Annotated in this window: 20 protein-coding genes; 10 read left to right on the forward strand and 10 right to left on the reverse strand. The window is 59.7% G+C overall.

Annotated features, from left to right (window positions below):
* Positions 1–58 precede the first annotated feature (58 nt).
* The 3 genes from B9A24_RS18110 (at position 59) to B9A24_RS18120 (ending at position 1,883) form a co-directional block, all read left to right on the forward strand.
* Complete coding sequence (locus B9A24_RS18110) at positions 59–592, forward strand: hypothetical protein (RefSeq protein ID WP_084447426.1); 534 nt, start codon at positions 59–61, stop codon at positions 590–592.
* 64 nt (positions 593–656) lie between these two features.
* Positions 657–1,085: a DUF4932 domain-containing protein gene (locus tag B9A24_RS18115; RefSeq protein WP_084447427.1), complete on the forward strand. Its 429-nt coding sequence runs from the start codon at positions 657–659 to the stop codon at positions 1,083–1,085.
* A gap of 87 nt (positions 1,086–1,172) precedes the next feature.
* Complete coding sequence (locus B9A24_RS18120) at positions 1,173–1,883, forward strand: hypothetical protein (protein ID WP_143435033.1); 711 nt, start codon at positions 1,173–1,175, stop codon at positions 1,881–1,883.
* Between the two features lie 107 nt (positions 1,884–1,990).
* Here B9A24_RS18120 and B9A24_RS18125 read toward each other — a convergent pair whose 3' ends face one another.
* The 4 genes from B9A24_RS18125 to mnmA form a co-directional block, all read right to left on the reverse strand.
* Positions 1,991–2,302: a hypothetical protein gene (locus tag B9A24_RS18125; RefSeq protein WP_084447429.1), complete on the reverse strand. Its 312-nt coding sequence runs from the start codon at positions 2,300–2,302 to the stop codon at positions 1,991–1,993.
* Between the two features lie 139 nt (positions 2,303–2,441).
* Positions 2,442–4,088: a S8 family serine peptidase gene (locus B9A24_RS18130; RefSeq protein WP_159452101.1), complete on the reverse strand. Its 1,647-nt coding sequence runs from the start codon at positions 4,086–4,088 to the stop codon at positions 2,442–2,444.
* 342 nt (positions 4,089–4,430) lie between these two features.
* Positions 4,431–5,192: a hypothetical protein gene (locus tag B9A24_RS18135; protein ID WP_143435034.1), complete on the reverse strand. Its 762-nt coding sequence runs from the start codon at positions 5,190–5,192 to the stop codon at positions 4,431–4,433.
* A 12-nt stretch (positions 5,193–5,204) separates the two neighbouring features.
* The gene (gene mnmA, locus B9A24_RS18140) at positions 5,205–6,377 is read right to left on the reverse strand and encodes a tRNA 2-thiouridine(34) synthase MnmA (RefSeq protein WP_143435035.1); all 1,173 of its coding nucleotides are present in this window, start codon (positions 6,375–6,377) and stop codon (positions 5,205–5,207) included.
* A 192-nt stretch (positions 6,378–6,569) separates the two neighbouring features.
* On the opposite strand from mnmA, the gene B9A24_RS18145 reads away from it, so the two are divergent.
* The 7 genes from B9A24_RS18145 (at position 6,570) to B9A24_RS23010 (ending at position 11,420) form a co-directional block, all read left to right on the forward strand.
* A complete protein-coding gene (locus B9A24_RS18145; protein ID WP_084447432.1) occupies positions 6,570–7,190 on the forward strand; it encodes a beta/alpha barrel domain-containing protein in 621 nt (206 codons plus the stop codon).
* Positions 7,191–7,348: 158 nt separating this feature from the next.
* On the forward strand, positions 7,349–7,774 hold the full coding sequence (locus B9A24_RS18150) for a hypothetical protein (RefSeq protein WP_084447433.1): 426 nt from the start codon (positions 7,349–7,351) through the stop codon (positions 7,772–7,774).
* A 271-nt stretch (positions 7,775–8,045) separates the two neighbouring features.
* A complete protein-coding gene (locus tag B9A24_RS18155) occupies positions 8,046–8,336 on the forward strand; it encodes a hypothetical protein (protein ID WP_084447434.1) in 291 nt (96 codons plus the stop codon).
* A gap of 31 nt (positions 8,337–8,367) precedes the next feature.
* Positions 8,368–9,663, forward strand: coding sequence for a PAS domain-containing protein (locus B9A24_RS18160; RefSeq protein ID WP_084447435.1), 1,296 nt, complete (start codon positions 8,368–8,370; stop codon positions 9,661–9,663).
* Between the two features lie 24 nt (positions 9,664–9,687).
* Positions 9,688–10,071, forward strand: a complete 384-nt coding sequence (locus B9A24_RS18165) for a CZB domain-containing protein (protein ID WP_143435036.1) — start codon at positions 9,688–9,690, stop codon at positions 10,069–10,071.
* Between the two features lie 177 nt (positions 10,072–10,248).
* Positions 10,249–11,217 carry a sensor histidine kinase gene (locus B9A24_RS18170; protein WP_262490612.1) on the forward strand — a complete coding sequence of 323 codons (969 nt, stop codon included), beginning with the start codon at positions 10,249–10,251 and terminating at the stop codon, positions 11,215–11,217.
* A gap of 77 nt (positions 11,218–11,294) precedes the next feature.
* On the forward strand, positions 11,295–11,420 hold the full coding sequence (locus tag B9A24_RS23010; protein ID WP_262490611.1) for a hypothetical protein: 126 nt from the start codon (positions 11,295–11,297) through the stop codon (positions 11,418–11,420).
* Positions 11,421–11,432: 12 nt separating this feature from the next.
* Here B9A24_RS23010 and B9A24_RS18175 read toward each other — a convergent pair whose 3' ends face one another.
* From B9A24_RS18175 to B9A24_RS18200, 6 genes are all read right to left on the reverse strand, one after another.
* Positions 11,433–12,284: a maleylpyruvate isomerase N-terminal domain-containing protein gene (locus B9A24_RS18175; RefSeq protein WP_084447438.1), complete on the reverse strand. Its 852-nt coding sequence runs from the start codon at positions 12,282–12,284 to the stop codon at positions 11,433–11,435.
* 9 nt (positions 12,285–12,293) lie between these two features.
* Positions 12,294–12,956: a tRNA (guanosine(46)-N7)-methyltransferase TrmB gene (gene trmB / locus B9A24_RS18180; protein WP_084447439.1), complete on the reverse strand. Its 663-nt coding sequence runs from the start codon at positions 12,954–12,956 to the stop codon at positions 12,294–12,296.
* A 258-nt stretch (positions 12,957–13,214) separates the two neighbouring features.
* Positions 13,215–14,522, reverse strand: coding sequence for a bifunctional folylpolyglutamate synthase/dihydrofolate synthase (locus tag B9A24_RS18185; protein ID WP_084447440.1), 1,308 nt, complete (start codon positions 14,520–14,522; stop codon positions 13,215–13,217).
* A 145-nt stretch (positions 14,523–14,667) separates the two neighbouring features.
* Positions 14,668–15,621: a hypothetical protein gene (locus tag B9A24_RS18190; RefSeq protein WP_084447441.1), complete on the reverse strand. Its 954-nt coding sequence runs from the start codon at positions 15,619–15,621 to the stop codon at positions 14,668–14,670.
* Between the two features lie 56 nt (positions 15,622–15,677).
* Positions 15,678–16,091, reverse strand: a complete 414-nt coding sequence (locus B9A24_RS18195) for an ExbD/TolR family protein (RefSeq protein ID WP_084447442.1) — start codon at positions 16,089–16,091, stop codon at positions 15,678–15,680.
* Between the two features lie 117 nt (positions 16,092–16,208).
* Positions 16,209–16,910 (reverse strand): MotA/TolQ/ExbB proton channel family protein, encoded by a 702-nt coding sequence (locus tag B9A24_RS18200; RefSeq protein WP_084447443.1) that lies wholly within the window; start codon positions 16,908–16,910, stop codon positions 16,209–16,211.
* Between the last annotated feature and the right edge of the window lies 1 nt (position 16,911).

The raw sequence follows: 16,911 nt of genomic DNA on the forward strand, positions 1-16,911 counted from the left end.
GCCTGCTACTACTGGGTGGCATTCTTTTTCCTGCTGGGCACAAAGTCCAGGCATCACGATGGAGCCCGAATTGGGCGTGGAGCTAGTGAATGCGCTATTCGTCCAGATTTCGCCCGAATTTCTTCAAGACTCAGCTGCCGACCCCAACCTGTTTAACCTGTTTCGCAACACGCGGTTGATGCGCGTCAGCTATGAGTACTTCGCGCCGTTTCGGCAGCACGCGGCCGTGCGGCGCACCCAGCAGCTAGCCGATAACCTCGGCACGAGCGTGTACCTACTGCCGCTTTTCTACGAAGGGTTTCCGCAGCCGCGGCGGCATACGCCCATCTCGCCCGAAATTCTGGAAGCGCTCCACCCGAACCCCGATTCTGCCACGCGTCAAGCCGACGAATACCTGCAGCTGGTCGGACGCTTTTACCGCGAGGCACACTTTGCCCATTTTCAGCGGCGCTACCGGCACGCTTATACGCAAGCCGTGGCAGAGGTGAGGCGTAACCTGCCGCCCCCCAGCCTTTATCCCAGCCATGGAGGGGTATTATGGGGCTCGAAAAGCTGCCTATCGCCTTATCGTGAACCCATTTTTCAAGGCTGAATGGGGAATGGCCTGACAGGTAAGCGGGACCAAAGGCATCACCGCCGTTCAGATTGCCGCGCCCATGGGGGAACAAACGCTCGTGCGTGGACAGGTGACTAATGCGGGGTTTGATAACGCCGAAGCCGTGCGCAATCTGTCGGTGCACGAATTTGGGCACACGTTTATAAACCCGCTCACAGTTCTGCCAGCTGTGGCCCCCGGCCTGACGGCGCACCAGGCGCTATTCAAACCCATTCCGGGCCAGCTTCAATACCGCGACTGGCAGACGTCGTTCAATGAACACCTCGTGCGGGCCGGGGAAGTGCGTATTGCCTTGGCGCTTGGCCTGCCCGAGGTGAGTCAGCAGTTGCGAACAGCCTATTCCACCTGGATCTACCTGCCCTTTTTCGAGGCGCAGCTGCAGCGCTACGAAGCCAACCGCGCCCGCTACCCGACTATCGAATCGTTTTTGCCCAACCTTATCCGTGCTCTGCCTGAGTTGGCCCGATAATGCACGAATGAGCCTTTATGCCAAGCTACCGGCTCTAGTATAAAGGCACACCACTGGCTAAACCCAGCTGTTACCTCTTCGCTTGCTATGCCTGCTCACCTCCCACCCGCCACCCCCAGGGACAGCTTCGCGACAGTGGCTGCCATCGGGCTCGTGGCGTACGTATCTGCCGCTGTCGCCCAACATGTCGTCGGGCACGGGGGCGCTTGCGTTGAGGTAGGCGGGCGCGTGGAGGTCCTTACCTCCGTGTTCGCGCAGTGCTCGTGCAAAAACGCCGTGGTAGACCTGGCCGGCCCACTAGCGAATCTGCTGCTGGGAGCGGTAGCGCTGGGGGCCGCCCGCTTCATCCCACGAACCGCCGCTGCCACGCGTCTTTTTCTGGTGCTGACCGCCGGCTTCAATCTGCTCTATTTTGCGGGGCAGCTGCTGTTCGACGTGGCCACGAAGACCGATGACTGGGCGTGGCCCTTGCGGTACTACCGCGTACCGGAGCCGCTGCGGTACGGCCTGCTGGCGTTTGGCCTGGCGGCCTACTGGCTGACGATGCGCATGCTCAGCCTACAGCTGGCACCTTTTGCGTTGCCCCGCGCCCGCGCAACCACTCTCGTGTATAGCGCCTGGGCGGCGGCGGGTCTGATTGCGTGCGCGACGCGCGCCATCCCGCAAGCCCTTGTGCTTCCCCTAGGCCAGGGGCTCGTGCCGGCCCGCGCTGACCGCTGGGCGACGCGAAGCTGCCGAGCCCCTGGCCTTCTCCATACGATGGGTTGTGGGGGTGGTAGTAGTGGGCGTGGCGTCTAGCCTGATACTAGGCCCTGGAATCGCCACTACCCGCTAAAGCATCTCGACGACCACTCCCACAAACAGGCAGAGCAGGGAATTCACCGTTTTCTGAGAGGAAATCTGCTTTACTTCTCCCCTTTTTTCCAGGGCTGCCAGTCCAGCTCCCCGTTTTCGCGGCGGCGCAGGAACACGGTTTGATCGTCTTTCTGAGTTTTGCCGAAGGTCACATCGCCGCGGCAGTCGAGGCACTTGACGGAGGTGTACTTGAACTTGTCCTGGGCTACGCGGGAAGTAAGATCGAGGTTGTCGGAGCCGCAGAGGCCGCAGGCGGGCACATCGGCGAAGCTCAGGCGGTCGTACTCGGATACCACGTCGTGGAAATTACCGCCCTGCACGGTGAAGTGAAACTGCCGGCGCCCAATGCGCTTGGTAATCATGAGTTGAAGCACAGCGAAAACGTTGGGAAGTGAATGCTACTATTGAAGTAAGAATAACGGTTTTACTGCAAACAAAAGTCCACAAAAAAGCCCCCCAGACAAGTAAAACTGTTGCCGGGGGGCTTTTTTTTAAAAAAAATTAAAGCTTAACGAACCGCACCGAGCGGCGCACGCGCCCGGCCCTGACGTCGCAGGTGTACGTGCCTTTGGCCAGTACGCCCGGCCGCAGCTCTACCTGCGGTGCCGAAGTCGCGGGCGCTTTTTGCTCCACCACTACCCGGCCCCGCGAGTCGATGAGGCGCACCACCAAGGCTACGTTTTGAAGCTCGGGAGTAAGCTGCAAGAACAGGGCATCATTGCGGGCAGGATTAGGATAAACTGCCAGTTGACCGCGTGCGGCAACTGGCGCGGTTGCGGGAAGCAGCGTGCCGGCCGCTAGCTTTTGGGCCCGGCTAAAGTCAGGAATACCGTAGCCCAGCTCATTATCGGGGCGTTCAGCTTGGGAGCCGGAGCGCTGCAGCGTGGCGATTACCTGCTGCGCCGTTAGCATAGGATTAGCTTGCCAGAAACCCGCAACGAAGCCCGCCAGCGTCGGACAAGCATAGGAAGTTCCGTTGCCATTCACCACCGTACCGGCCGCCGTGAGTACGGCCGATGCCCGGCCCTGCGCCGCCAGCGCGGGCTTGATGCGCCCGTCGGCCGTCGGGCCAACGGAGCTGAAAGCAGCTCGCTGCAACAGCACCGAATCGACGGCACCCACGGTCAGGATGGAGTCGGCGTCGGCGGGGGCATTGACGTAGCGCCAGGGGCTGCTGCCCTCATTACCGGCGCTATTTACGACCAGCATACCCACGCGGGCCGCCACCGTAGCCGCCCGCGACGAAAGGGCCGTGCGGCCGTTCAAATCGGCGTAGGCATAGTCGGGCGAGGGCTGATCAAAGTCGTTGTAGCCCAAAGAAGAGCTGATAATATCCACGCCTACCGAATCGGCGTACTCGGCGGCTAATAGCCAGTTTGCTTCCTCTATCGGGTGCTCCGACTTCACATCTTCCGTCACTAGCAAATGGTAGCTGGCCATAGGAGCGGTGCCCACAAAAAAACCGGGCTGATTAGCGCCCATCGTTGATAAGCACTGAGTACCGTGCTCATTGCGCCCGTACACAGACTTATTGCGCTCGACGAAGTTGTAAGTACTCAGCAGGCGTTTTTCCTCGAATAAAGGGGCAAAGGCCGGCAGGCGGTCAACGCCCGAAAACCCACCATCGAAGACGGCAATCTGCATGCCCTCGCCCCGAAAGCCGGCTTCGTGCATAGCTACGGCACCCAGCATCTGCGCTTGTCCGTAGGCTGGCCCGTAAGTAGGCCGGCCCGGCGCGGTAGTGGTAGCGGGCGGCGCGGTAGCTGGCGGATTAGTTGCTATGGGCGCGGCGGGCGTGGCCTGCGCCCGAATCAGGGTTTGGGTGCCCCGCACCGAAGGCAGCGCGCGGAGCGAAGCCAGCGTGGCGGAGTCGCAGACCACCACGGCGGCATTAAACCAGCGCGACGTGTACCATACCTGCACGCCGGGCACCGCCTTGATCTGGGCTACATAGGTAGGATTGACGGGCAAGTCGCGGGGCTGAATGGCGATATTCTGGCGCGTACGACGGGTAATGGCACGGGCCGATAAATACGCCTGGGGCTGGGTGAGGCTATAAGGAGAGTTGACTTTATCCTTAAAGAAAACCAAATGCCGGCCCACTACGGCCGTTGCCTGCGGCGGACTGCTGGGGCTCGATTGGGGCACAGCACTACTTAGGTGGCTACTGAGTCCCATCCAGAATATTACAAGCAGAGAAATTCGCATTAATGGCAAGTGAAAAGAACCAGGACAAAAGAAACAAATCAACTGTTGGCTAGCAAAAAGCCCCCCAGGCCAAGTAAAACCCCAGGTTAGCAGACAAATTAATTCGCTGGGTAGCCTAACAGAAAATGGCAGGCTAAGAACACCGGCGCAAGAGAAGTCGTTGCATTGCTTGCCTCCGCAAAATGCCCCCCAGCAGCTCAGCTTACAATAGCGCCCGGCAATGGCAATTTTTAAACTGCCATTGCCGAGCGCTACTAAAAGTTGCCCTCACGCTGCGACTAGTTACAGCTTTCCGCTCTCGATCAATGTTTCAACCCGAGAGTTACCAGCCAATCTATAACCAGGCACGAGAGAGCAGTCGGCGGGCGAGCCGGGTGGGCAGCCATACACGTACCGCCGCCGCCACCGATGGATGGGCCCTACTTCCCGGGCATACACCTGGCGTTGAATATTAAGGTTAAACAGGTCGTAGGCGGTCGTGTCGGCAGTAGTTACGGTCTGCGCGTAGCGCGATGGCTGGGTGGAAGCAGTTAGCTCAAACGGCTCGCCCACCCGGTCGTAGGCTCTTTTCTCGGCCGTGATCGTATCGCCGGAGTTGTAGGCGTTGGCGTTCCATCTGCGGCCCGCCCGCACCGGAAATACCAGCTCCACCGTGCGGCGGTTGCTGCGGGTAAGCAGAAGAGTGTTCGGCGTGGCCTTGATAATCAGCACACTATCATCGCGCCAGGCATCGGTGGGCAGCGTGCGTCGGGAGCGTACCACTCGGTAGACTGAGTCGCCGGCAGCATCGATAAACGTTTCGTCCACACGTTCCCGAAACTGAAAGCGGGTAGCCGTACCCCGGTTATTCTGATAAATGGAATCTACCACGGCATACACCCGGTACGCCCCAACCTGCACCGGATAGTACTCCAAACCCAACTCAGGCCCCGGTTCGGTTTCGCGGGTACAGGCCCCCACCACTCCCATCGCCAGCATACCAGCCGCCACAGCGCGACGACCAGTAAGTAACCAAGATAAACGCGAACGATAGAAGTGGCTCATGCGAATGCAGAATTAAAAGGCTGAACCGGCAAGCGCCGTAGCTTGAGTAGCAGGATCAGATATCACATGGCGTTCAATCCAGCCGCCGCCCAGCACGTCATTGCCTTCGTAAAAAACGGCGGCCTGACCAGGAGTAACGGCGTGCACGGGCTCCTCGAAGTAAGCATAAATTTTGTCACCAATCTGTTCGAGGAAAGCCGCGGCACCATCGTGATTGTAGCGAATTTTTGTCGTGGAGGGCACTAACCCCCGTCCTTCCAGCGAAGCGTATTTACCCATATTCAGCTTGCCGACAACGGTAGTCGTGCTGGCTAAGTCTTCAAAATTGCCCAGCACAACCTGGTTGGTATCGGGGCGAATTTCGGTGACGTAGGCCGGAAAACCCAACGCAATACCCAGGCCCTTGCGCTGCCCGATGGTGTAGAAAGGATACCCCTCGTGCTTGCCGACTACGGTGCCGTCGCGCAGCACAAATTGCCCCCCAGCCACGCGGGCCTCCAGCCCTTCCACGCGCCGCTTCAGAAAGCCACGGTAGTCGTTGTCGGGGATAAAGCAGATTTCGTAGCTCTCGGGTTTGTTTACCAGCTCCGTAAAGCCGCGCCGACGGGCCTCGTCGTAAATCTCGGTTTTGCGCATGCCGCCCAGCGGAAACAGCGTCCGCGCCAAGCTTTCCTGCGATACGCCCCACAGCGCGTACGACTGGTCTTTGTTTTCATCCAGGCCTTTGCTCACCACGTAGCGACCATCTTCGTGGCGTACGTTGGCGTAGTGACCCGTAGCAATAAACTGACAGCCAAGCTGGTCGGCGCGGCGCAGCAGGGCATCCCACTTAATGTGGGTGTTGCAGAGCACGCACGGATTTGGCGTACGGCCGGCCAGGTATTCGTCGGTAAAATTGTTGATTACGAAGTCGCCAAACTCATCCCGGATATCAATGATAAAGTGGGGAAAGCCAAGCTCTACGGCAATCTGGCGGGCGTCGTTAATAGAGTCGAGGGAGCAGCAGCCGGTTTCTTTTTTGGAGCCGCCCGCCGAGGCGTAATCCCAGGTTTTCATGGTCATGCCCACCACTTCGTAGCCCTGTTCGTGCAAAAGCACAGCCGCTACGGATGAGTCGATGCCGCCGCTCATGGCGACGAGAATGCGCCCGCGAGCGGACGGCGTTGGGGAGGTAATTGAAGTCATAATAGAAGCGCCCGTGAGGTCAAGGCTCCGGCCGCGATGGCAAAGATAACACCCGGCACGCCTCCGTGGTTCGGTACCTGTTGCTACTGCCGTACAAAGCACATGCCGGGTGCTGTAGTAGCCCAGATTCCTTACTTTCGCGCACTATCAATTCATGGTCCGCCTTCACGCGGGCCTTCTATTTCTCTACCTATGGCTTTGCTTACCTCCGTGCTGGTGCGCGGCATTAACAACCTCTCCGACGCCCGCTATTGCGCCGGTATGGGCGCCGATGGCCTCATTTTCACCCTCGACCCTGCCCTACCCGGCGCCGTAGATGCCGCCACCGTACGCGAGCTGGCCGGTTGGGTAGCCGGCGTGGAGCTGATTGGGGAGTTTGGCGAAGAAATGCCCGTATCAGAGATGAATCGCTTGGTAGAAGAGTGTGGCTTACAGCGAGTATTACTTCATCAGCGGCCCGAAGCAGCGCTCTCGGTGCCAGCACTACTGCACGCCCCGCTCTTTCTTATTACCTCTGATAGTTTAAGAAATGAGATGCTGCTCCAATATCAGCCGGTTCTCGCTGCGGGCCTGGGCGTCGTCGCGTCGTTGAATATGGACGATTTGCCCGAGGCCAGACAGGAAGCCTTGGCGGCGGCGGCTACCCAACTTCCACTCTGGCTGAGCGGCACCATAACTGCCGCCAATGTGTCCGGCTTGCTTAGCGTCATTCAGCCCGCAGGCCTTATTCTCGATGGCGGCAACGAAATTAAGCCGGGCTTGCGTGATTTTGAGGAGCTAGCGGCGGTATTTGAGGCGCTGGAAGAGGACTAAACCAAGCTACCGTTAGCCCAGCACCATTAGTAGATCAAACACCTGCTGCCCCAATCGTTCATCGCCCGTTATCCGAACGTGGGCTTCGGCTTGGAGAGCATCAACAAGTGTGGGGCAATCGGTCAGTATCAAAGGCAAGAGGGGGGAGGAACTGCTGATTGGGTCATTGCTTTTACCAACAATTACGGCTTTCCAAATTAACCCGAGAGGCGGTTGATCACCACTGCTCCACACTTTTTGATGGTCTCCATATCATCTATGAGCCCGGCCCCCGCAAGCTAGACTATCTCCAGGCCTTCCTCGCCCACACGGGCCAACGCCTGCGGGGCTGGCACAAGCTTTTCGGCGACCAGCGCCTGATGGCACCCTTCACGCCGGAGGAAGGCCAGTGGATTGCCGACTATTTGCTCACGGCCGAGCAGCGCGGCACCGCCACCATCTACGGGGCCGTGCTGCTGCCCCAGGACACGTTTGTCCGCCTTTCCGTGAGCCAGGTTATGACCGAAACCCGGGCCGCCGCCCTCACCTACCACCTGTTCGACTCCGAAGCAGCGGGGCAGGAATGGCTGCAGCAAGTGCCGTAAGCGCCCGGCGGCGGCACCGGCCCATCGGCTGGAAGGAGCCAGCGGCCCCGTTGCAAACCAAGGGTGACTTTCGCCGACAGCTTTCCGCACCTAACGGCTAGTAGCAGGCCAGGCCCAACCCCGCTTCACCGGGGCCGTACACCCGCCTAGCTACTCCCTGCCATGGCCCACCGCATCCTCTACGACACTCCCACCCTCACTATCTCCTAATAACTACGCCGACGACTGGCTGTACCTCGACTGGCACGGCAACCTCGACGACGAAACGGTCATGGCTGGGGCCCCGAAGGTACTCGAGCTGCTGCAGCAGGAGCGCTGCGCCAAAGTGCTCAACGACAACACCCGCGTCTCCGGCCTGTGGGCCAACGCGGCCCAGTGGGGCAGCGACGTGTTTTTCCCGCAGCTCCACGCGGCGGGCTGCCGCTACTTCTCGTGGGTGTACTCGCCCGAGCACTACAGCCAGCTCTCGGCCGAGCTGGCCTTGCAGCAAACCGCCGCCGGCATTATCTTTATGCCGTTCCGCGACCTGGCCCCGGCCGCCGCGTGGCTCCGCAGCATGTAAGGGCCCGGTACCCGCTTTGTTTTTTCGCTCCATGACTCCTTCGCTCTCCGCCCCCGGCACGTTTTATTACATGTGGCAGCTGCCCGAGGATTATTTGCTGCTGGCGCCCGACTACACCATTCTCGACGCCAGTGACCGGTACCTGGCCACCACGCGCCGGCAGCGCGACGCCATTGTGGGGCGCAACGTGTTCGACGTGTTTCCCCGCGCAGAGCAGAATGACTGGCGGGCATTTGCCGACTCCTTCGAGCACGTGCGCCAGCACGCCACGCCCCACACCATGCCCCGCATCCGCTACGACATTACGCGTCCCGCCGAGCAGGGCGGCGGCCTGGAAGAGCGGTACTGGCAAACCACCAACTACCCCCAGCTCGACGCGCAGGGCCGGGTGCAGGCCATCCTGGTCAAAACCGAGGACGTGACCGCGCCGCACCGCGCCGCCGCCACGCATCACGACCTGCTCGAAAGCCAGGAACGTTCCCGCTTTATCCTTGAGTCCTTGCCCGTCATGGTCTGGACCACCCGCCCCGACGGCTCGGCCGACTACTTCAACCAGCGCTGGCTCACATTTACGGGCAAACCCCTGGAGGCTGAAATCGAGTCCGGCTGGCTCGACGGCGTGCACCCCGACGACCGCGCCGGTGCGGCCGCCGCCTGGCGCGGAGCCTACGAGTCGGGCCGGTCCTACCAGACCGAATACCGCCTCCGCTGCGCCGACGGCGACTACCGCTGGGTGCTGGCCCTGGGCATTCCGCGCCTCAGTGCCGCCGGCGCCATCACCATGTGGGTGGGCTGCTGCACCGACATCCACGACCAGAAGCTCATGGTGCAGGAGCTGCTGCAGGCCAGCGAAGAGCAGGCCGTCCTCTCCGACCAGTCGTACCGGGCCTACCAGCTGGCCCAGTCCCAGCGCGAAACCTTCCACACCCTCTTCATGCAGGCCCCGGCCCTCATCGCCATCCTGCGGGGCCCGCAGTACGTGTTCGAGCTGGCCAACCCGCTGTACGAGGAGCTGTTGCCCGGCCGCGAGTTCCTGGGCCACCCCTCGGTAGAGGTGATACCCGAAATCGCCGAGCAAGGCTTCCTGGCCCTGCTCGACCAGGTGTACCAAACCGGCGAGCCGTTCTACGGCAAAGAAGTGCTGGCGCGGCTGCAGCGCTACCCCACGGCCCCCCCCGAGGACCGGTACTTCGATTTCACCTATCAGGCTTTTAAGGAGAATGGAACAATAGTGGGCATTTTCGTCTTCGCTTTCGAGGTGACGGAAATGGTGCAGGCCCGGCAGAAGCTGGAAACCCTCACGGCTCTGCCCCCGGCTGCTTCCTAAGTAAGAAAGTGTGCTCCTCTACCTTTGCCCACTCGCTTACCCATGGACCTTACTACCCTCGATTTTCAGCAAGCCCGCATTAAGCAGATTCTGTTTAAGTCGCAGCTGCGCTCGGTGCTCTACGGCGTGCGCGAGGCCGACGAGGCCCTGTTCTCGCCGCAGGGCAGCGCCCTGGGCCAGTGGCTGAGCACGGAGGTGAAGCCCCGCTACCCTGGCCACCCCGACGTGCGCGAAGCCGAGCGCCTGCTCCAGCAGTTGCTCAGCACCGGCCGCGAGCTGGCCACCCAGTACCGCCACGGGCAGATTGACGAAGCCCGCCGGGGCCTCACCCGCATCGACCGGGTCGGCGAGGAGCTGGTCACCGTCCTGCAGCGGCTCGGCACGCGCCCGACGCCGCTGGCCGCCTGAGGACCACCTAGCCAGCGTCCAGGCCTTGCGGGGCATCTGCTGCTGCAGCTCGGCCACTCGCCGGGCATTTTCCTGCGCCGCCAGCCGCGCGGCCAGGCGCAGCTCAATCTCGTCCATCGCAATAGCAGCCAGATCCTGCAGAATCAGCTATTGGGCTTCATTTAGGTAGCGCTGCTTCTGGTCGAGGAGGCAGAACGTACCCAGCTTATGGACGTCCTCGACCGCGCCGGCCAGCGCGACACCGTGTACTGGAATTTCGTGTACCAGCCCCTGCCCGATGCCGACGGCCGCATCAGCGGCATCACGGTGGTGGCCACCGACGTGACCGAACAGGTACTGGCCCGCCGGCGCCTCGAACATGTGGGCCAGGAGCTGGCCGCCAACTACGCAACCCTGCACACGGCCCATGGCGCGAGCCAGGTCGCCAACGAGGCCCTCAGCCACAGCAATGCCCAGCTCACCTATGCCAACCAGGACCTCGACAACTTCGTGTACGCGGCCAGTCACGACCTTAAATTGCCCGTGCTCAACTTGGCCGGCCTCTTCGACGAGCTGCGCCGCGGTGTTTCTTTCACCGATGCCGCCGAAGAAGCCCTACTGGTGCCCCTCATTACCCAGGCCCTGCACCAGCTCAGCACTTCCCTCGACGACCTAGCCGCCCTGGGCCGGGCCCAGCAGGCGGCGCACGCCCCGGCCGAGCCGATGATGCTGGAGGCCTTGGTCGAGGAAATCCTGCACACGCTGGAACCGCAGGTGCGTGCGGCCAATGCCCGCGTCAGCACCGACTTCGCCGCCCGGCCCACGCTCACCTACCCGCGGGCCAGCCTGCACACCGTCCTGCTCAACCTGCTCAGCAACGCACTGAAGTACGCCGACCCCACCCGCCCCGCCCGCATCCACTGCTCGCTCTGGCTCGCGGCCGGCGAGCCCGTGCTGTGGGTGAAAGACAACGGCGTGGGCTTCGACGCCGCTGGTCACGGCCCCGAGCTGTTCCAGCTCTTTCGCCGCTTTCACGCCCACGTCGAGGGCACCGGCGTGGGCCTCTACCTCGTCAACCGCCTGCTGCTCGCTAAGGGCGGCCACCTAGAAGTGGACAGCCAGGTGGGCGCGGGCGCTACCTTCCGGGCTTACCTCGGTCCTGCTTAGCGCCAGGGCTTTTCCGCTTCTACTCTTGTGCTACCCAACTTCCACTCTGGCTGAGCGGCACCATAACTGCCGCCAATGTGTCCGGCTTGCTTAGCGTCATTCAGCCCGCAGGCCTTATTCTCGATGGCGGCAACGAAATTAAGCCGGGCTTGCGTGATTTTGAGGAGCTAGCGGCGGTATTTGAGGCGCTGGAAGAGGACTAAACCAAGCTACCGTTAGCCCAGCACCATTAGTAGATCAAACACCTGCTGCCCCAATCGTTCATCGCCCGTTATCCGAACGTAGGCTTCGGCTTGCGGGCGGGGCAGACTTTTAGTAAACAATCGCCAAGCCACGGCTCCATCAATAGTCACGGTAGCGACCAAAGGCCCAGCGGCGCTTTCCTGTAGCTCCCACTGCCCGGCACTGCTGTAGTGAAGGTACCAGGTGCCGCCACCTGCGCCTGTTACGCTGAATTGCAGCGTTTGCCCAAGCTCGGCCGACAGGTAGCGGTAATGATGCGGCAGCGTCCGGATGCCGGTTGCCAGAAAAGGGTGATATAATTCTTTGGTTAGTAACTCATTTTCCCCTCGCCCCACCGCCTGCCGTATCTGTTGCTGGTGGTGCCACTTTTCGGTGTAATCGCGGGCGATGTGAAACCAGTTGAGCGAGGTTTGCTCTCCGGCCCACCCCACGGCAAAAGCAGCCTGCTCCCACGGGTCCAGCGTCCGCAAAAAAGCCGTGTATTCCTGCCCCGACGACTCAAGCAGCTCCAGCACGATGCGCGGACTCAACCGCCGGGCGGCTTTTATCCAATCAGCGTTCAGCTTATTCAGAAACTGCACGATGCCCTCGTAGCTATTCGGATCGGCGGGTTGCACCCCAAAATAACCGTCGCGCAGCATAGACAGGGTTTGCAGGTTGCCAGCCAGCAGGTGCAGGGCCACATCCATCACCTTCCATTGCGGTGCCACGGTTTGCCGCTGCCATTCTGCGGGCTGCAAATCCTTAAGAAAGGCAAGCAGCTTCTCATCCAGAATGGGAAACAAGGGCAAGGTTTCGATAGGTACGGGACGCACGGCGGGCATGATGCAGGGTTAGCTCAGCGTAAACTGAATGTACTTGATGGCAATGCCCTCGGCCCGGAAGCGGCGCTCATAATGGGTTTGAATATCCTCGGCGTGGGGCAACATCTCAGGCGTGGCATACATATCAGCGGTGTGGGCCAGGATGCGGGCAGCGCGGCGGTTTTGCAAAACCTCCAAAGTATATTCGTAGAGCGGCGTATCGTCGGTTTTGAGGTGAACCAGACCGCCAGCCCGTAGTATTTCCTGGTACAGATTGAGAAAGCGCGGGGAGGTAAGCCGGCGCTTGATATCCCGGTCGCGGGGTCGGGGGTCGGGGAAAGTGACCCAGATTTCGGCTAGCTCCTGGGGGGCAAAATGAGCGGCCAGCGCCTCGGCGCGGGTGCGCACGAAGCCCACGTTGGTCAGATCCAGCTCCTCGGCGCGGGTACTGCCTCGCCATATTCGGTCGCCCTTTATATCGAGGCCCAGAAAGTTGCGCTCGGGATAGCGCGCGGCCAGCCCTACGGTGTAGTCGCCCTTGCCGCAGCCCATTTCCAGGGTAATGGGGTTGTCATTTTGAAAGAAATCCTGGTGCCAGCGCCCCCCCAGCTGCTCGTAGTTGGCTTTGCCCGGCTCCACGATATCGGCCCGCTCCGCGTTGCTGGCGAAGCGTACTAGTTTCACTCGACTCATTCTTTTGACTTATTGATTTATCTTTAGGGCTTACGCAGTTGCCTGTGCGAAATCGCCTCTACCGCCCCTGGGGGCTTTTTTCAGGTTGCCCCGTCGCTTTTGTGACTACACTAACTGCTTAATTTTCAATATTTTTTATTTCAACTGCGTAAGCCCTACTCTTAGTAGATAGTCACGCGGAATGCTCTGCATGACCGCCGTTTTTATTGGAAGTAATGAGCAAAGCAAGTAAGAGATAGGCACGAGCTACCCTCGCTCCTATTCGTACAGCTCCTCCACCTCCGCCACCACAAAAGTACTGCCACCGATAAATACTACATCATCGGGCCCGGCCGCTAGGCGGGCAGCCTTCACCGCCGCCGATACAGGCCCGTAAATTGCCCCCCGGAGCCCAACCGTGGCCGCTCGCTCGGCTAGCTCGGCGGCGGGCAGGGCCCGCGGGATGCCAGCCTGGCAAAAGTAGTAGATGGCCGTGGGGGGCAAAATGGTGAGCATCTGGGTTACATCTTTATCATTGACCACGCCCAGCACTACGTGCAGCTGCCGGTACGTGAGCCGCGCCAGCTGGGCGGTTACCAGGCGCAGGCCGGCTTCATTATGGCCCGTATCACACACTACCAGCGGCCGGCGGCCGATAATGCTCCAACGCCCCCGAAGGCCCGTAAGCTGACGCACATCGCGCAGCCCCTGGCGCACGGCCGCTTCGGGAATACCAAAATTTTGCTGCCGCAATTCATTCAGCACGGCCAGCACGCCCGGCAGATTCAGGCGCTGATAGTCGCCTACCAAGCCAAGCTCAAGCTCATCGAGCAACACGGTGCCATTGAGCGTCACGCGCACCCGCTGCGACTCTGCTTCTGGAGACTGGGGGGCAATTATGGTGGCGTAATAGTGCTGATCAGCAAAGGTAAGCGGTGCGGCCAGGCTACGAGCGGCTTCCGCAAAAACGGCGACGACTTCCGGCTGGGTCTGACTAACAACGGCCGGCACGCCAGCCTTTATGATACCTGCTTTCTCAGCCGCAATCAGCGGGAGCGTATCGCCTAGCAAAGCCTGATGATCGAAGCTGATATTCGTGATCAGCGACACCAGCGGAGTGATAATATTGGTGGAGTCAAGCCGCCCACCCAAGCCGACCTCCACAATGGCGATATCGACTTTTTCGTCGGCGAAGTACCGGAAAGCCAGAGCCACGCACATCTCGAAAAAAGACGGTTTTACCTCCTCAAACAACGGTCGCCATTGCTCCACGAAAGCCACGAGATACTCGGGGGGCAATTCCTGGCCGTTTATTTTTATACGCTCCGTAAACTCTCGCAGGTGGGGAGAAGTGTACAAACCCACTTTGTAGCCGGCTGCCTGCAACACGGACGCGAGCAGATGCGAGCTACTGCCCTTGCCATTGGTGCCCGCCACATGCACGCTCCTAAACTTCCGCTCCGGGTTGCCCAGCGCGGCCGCTAGCACTTGCGTATTGCCCAAGCCTTTCTTAAATCCTGCCGCCCCAACCCGCTGAAACATGGGCAGTTGCTCGTACAGATAAGCCAGCGTTTCGGCGTAAGTCATGGGTTGAGGCAACAAGAAAATTTATTGATCACCTCACTTCCTTCATTAGTCAATAAAGGAGAAAGATGAGTTAATTCGAGTGCAAAAGAAAACCGCCGGCCGGATAAATCCGACCGGCGATTATAGAAACAAGCGAAATCAAGACCTACTCCAACCGGAAGCGGAAGGTGATATAGCCTACCCCCCCGCCCGGATCAGAGCGCGTTTTGCGGAAGGAAAATCGTTCGCGAATCGTTTTAAGGCAAGCCTCTACCTGCGTAGCCGACATCGTGCCGCCCACTTTATTAACTGAGACAATCTCGCCTTCGCCATCAATCGTGATTTTAAAGCGTAAGTAGCCACCCTGATTATCAACCAGCGGGGGTTGGGGCTTATTAGCGAAAGCCCAGCCACCGTTGCCAAAGCCGTCGCCGGAGCCACTGCCGCCCCCCGAGCCTCCACCATCGCCCCCGCCACTGCCCGGCGTGCCATAGAGAGCACGGGCATCAAGGCTTCCTTTAGGATTACCCTGGTCGCCGGTAGCGCCGGGTCGGTCGCCATTGTTATTGCCGGTGGGCGTGTTGCTGGTGCCGGCAGAACCGTTGCCACCACCATCATCACTGCCCTTGGGCGTGTACAGCGTGCGGGGCTTCGGAGCCGGAGGGGCTTCGCGTACTACTTCCTTAACCGGTTCAGGCTTTTCTACGGGCGGAGTTTCGCGCACCACTTCCTTGCGCGGCACAGGGCGCTCAACCGGCGGAATTTTTACGGGGCTTTCTTCCGCTTCGCTGGTCACGATTTTCTCCTCGGCGGCATCTGGCGGCGTAGGCGCGGCGGCCCGCGTCGGCTGGGGCGCGGGCTGCGGATCAGGGTTGCGGGCCGGCGGGCGGCTGTCGTTCGTGTTGCGCGAGTTATTGGCTTGGGCTAAGGTTTGAATATCACCGTAGCCGGCTTCGTCTACACCGTAGTTCAGCTCTACGCCGCCGCCGCCAATTTCCGTCAGCGGCGGATCAGGGCCTTTAAAAACGGTGAAAATAAACAGTAATAACAGCAAGACATGAACGACCACCGTCCCGACTAGCGCCTCTTGGCGGTGATGTTCGCGGTAATCGAGTGCCATGGGTTGTCTTAATTAGGGTACCGAGTTATTCAACGCAAACCAGTAATGGCGCGTTCCTACCCACGACCTGCACTCTGCTGAGCCTGCGTGGCCATGACCATTTTCACCTTCAGGCGGTTGCCGATTTCGAGGATATCAACCAGCTTCTGCACGTTCAAAGAGGCATCAACGCGCAACACTACCGTGGGCTGATCGAGGCCGGCTACACGCTTACTAAGGGCTGATTCTAAATCCGTGGACGTCACGGGCTGACGGTCCAGAAAATACTGCCCAGCGGCGTCAACGGAGATATTGATGGTTTCTTTCATCACGGCCTTGCCCGAACGGGCATTCGGCAAAAGCAGCTTAATCACGTTGGGATTTACCATCGTGCTCACAATCAGAAAGAACAGCATCAGGAAGAACATGATGTCGTTCATCGAGCTGGTCTCGACGTGCGAGGAAAGCTTGCGGCGGCGGCTGAGGTTCATCTTATTTGAATGAAGAATTAGGAATGAAGAATGAGGAATTGAGGGCACTTCGCTTAATGAGGGATACGTTCGTCAATTCCTCATTCTTCATTCCTAATTCTTCATTAAGCGTAGCATCTAGTTATCCTGCAAGATATCCATGAACTCAATGGCCGAGTTCTCCATACGAAAAACCAGGCGCTCAACCATGATACTGAGCCAGTGGTAGCCGACGTGCGCGATAATGCCAACGATAAGACCAGCCGCCGACGTGACCATCTTGGTATACAAACCGCCCGAAATCTGAGCGATACCGAAGTCGCCGGTGGTGCTGATGGCGTAGAAAATCTTGATTACGCCGATAATCGTGCCCACGAAGCCCAGCATGGGGGCAATACCAGCAATAATACCGAGAATGCTAATGTTCTTTTCCAGACGGGCAATCTCGATTTTGCCCACGTTCTCAACACTCGTTTCAATGTCTTTGAGCGGTAAGCCAATGCGGCGAATACCCTTCTCAATCATGCGTGCCAAAGGAGAAGCGTTCTGAGCGCACAGCATTTTGGCTCCCTGCAAATCGCCTTTCACCATCAGCCCCCGAATGCCCCCCATAAAGGAATCGGGGTTGCTGGTGGCTTTGCGAATGGTGATGTAGCGCTCCAGAATGATGAAAACAGAGATAGAGAAGAGAATGAAAATGGGAATCATTACCCACCCGCCCTGCAACACCAAATCAATAAGGGAAAGCTCGGGGGCAGCGGCATTGGCTGCAGCATTGGCGGCAACAGCCGCGGTATCAAGGGGAGCAGTGGTGGTGATTTGCAGGAGCAATGATGTCATT

This window comes from Hymenobacter roseosalivarius DSM 11622, from assembly GCF_900176135.1.
GTDB lineage: Bacteria > Bacteroidota > Bacteroidia > Cytophagales > Hymenobacteraceae > Hymenobacter > Hymenobacter roseosalivarius.

What these genes read in the sequence shown, in the direction of transcription:
- B9A24_RS18110 (WP_084447426.1), top strand. Translation starts at nt 59, where the DNA reads ATGGAGCCCGAATTGGGCGTGGAGCTAGTGAATGCGCTATTCGTCCAG.
- B9A24_RS18115 (WP_084447427.1), top strand. Translation starts at nt 657, where the DNA reads ATGGGGGAACAAACGCTCGTGCGTGGACAGGTGACTAATGCGGGGTTT.
- B9A24_RS18120 (WP_143435033.1), top strand. Translation starts at nt 1,173, where the DNA reads ATGCCTGCTCACCTCCCACCCGCCACCCCCAGGGACAGCTTCGCGACA.
- B9A24_RS18125 (WP_084447429.1), bottom strand. Translation starts at nt 2,302, where the DNA reads ATGATTACCAAGCGCATTGGGCGCCGGCAGTTTCACTTCACCGTGCAG.
- B9A24_RS18135 (WP_143435034.1), bottom strand. Translation starts at nt 5,192, where the DNA reads ATGAGCCACTTCTATCGTTCGCGTTTATCTTGGTTACTTACTGGTCGT.
- mnmA (WP_143435035.1), bottom strand. Translation starts at nt 6,377, where the DNA reads ATGACTTCAATTACCTCCCCAACGCCGTCCGCTCGCGGGCGCATTCTC.
- B9A24_RS18145 (WP_084447432.1), top strand. Translation starts at nt 6,570, where the DNA reads ATGGCTTTGCTTACCTCCGTGCTGGTGCGCGGCATTAACAACCTCTCC.
- B9A24_RS18155 (WP_084447434.1), top strand. Translation starts at nt 8,046, where the DNA reads ATGGCTGGGGCCCCGAAGGTACTCGAGCTGCTGCAGCAGGAGCGCTGC.
- B9A24_RS18160 (WP_084447435.1), top strand. Translation starts at nt 8,368, where the DNA reads ATGACTCCTTCGCTCTCCGCCCCCGGCACGTTTTATTACATGTGGCAG.
- B9A24_RS18175 (WP_084447438.1), bottom strand. Translation starts at nt 12,284, where the DNA reads ATGCCCGCCGTGCGTCCCGTACCTATCGAAACCTTGCCCTTGTTTCCC.
- trmB (WP_084447439.1), bottom strand. Translation starts at nt 12,956, where the DNA reads ATGAGTCGAGTGAAACTAGTACGCTTCGCCAGCAACGCGGAGCGGGCC.
- B9A24_RS18185 (WP_084447440.1), bottom strand. Translation starts at nt 14,522, where the DNA reads ATGACTTACGCCGAAACGCTGGCTTATCTGTACGAGCAACTGCCCATG.
- B9A24_RS18190 (WP_084447441.1), bottom strand. Translation starts at nt 15,621, where the DNA reads ATGGCACTCGATTACCGCGAACATCACCGCCAAGAGGCGCTAGTCGGG.
- B9A24_RS18195 (WP_084447442.1), bottom strand. Translation starts at nt 16,091, where the DNA reads ATGAACCTCAGCCGCCGCCGCAAGCTTTCCTCGCACGTCGAGACCAGC.
- B9A24_RS18200 (WP_084447443.1), bottom strand. Translation starts at nt 16,910, where the DNA reads ATGACATCATTGCTCCTGCAAATCACCACCACTGCTCCCCTTGATACC.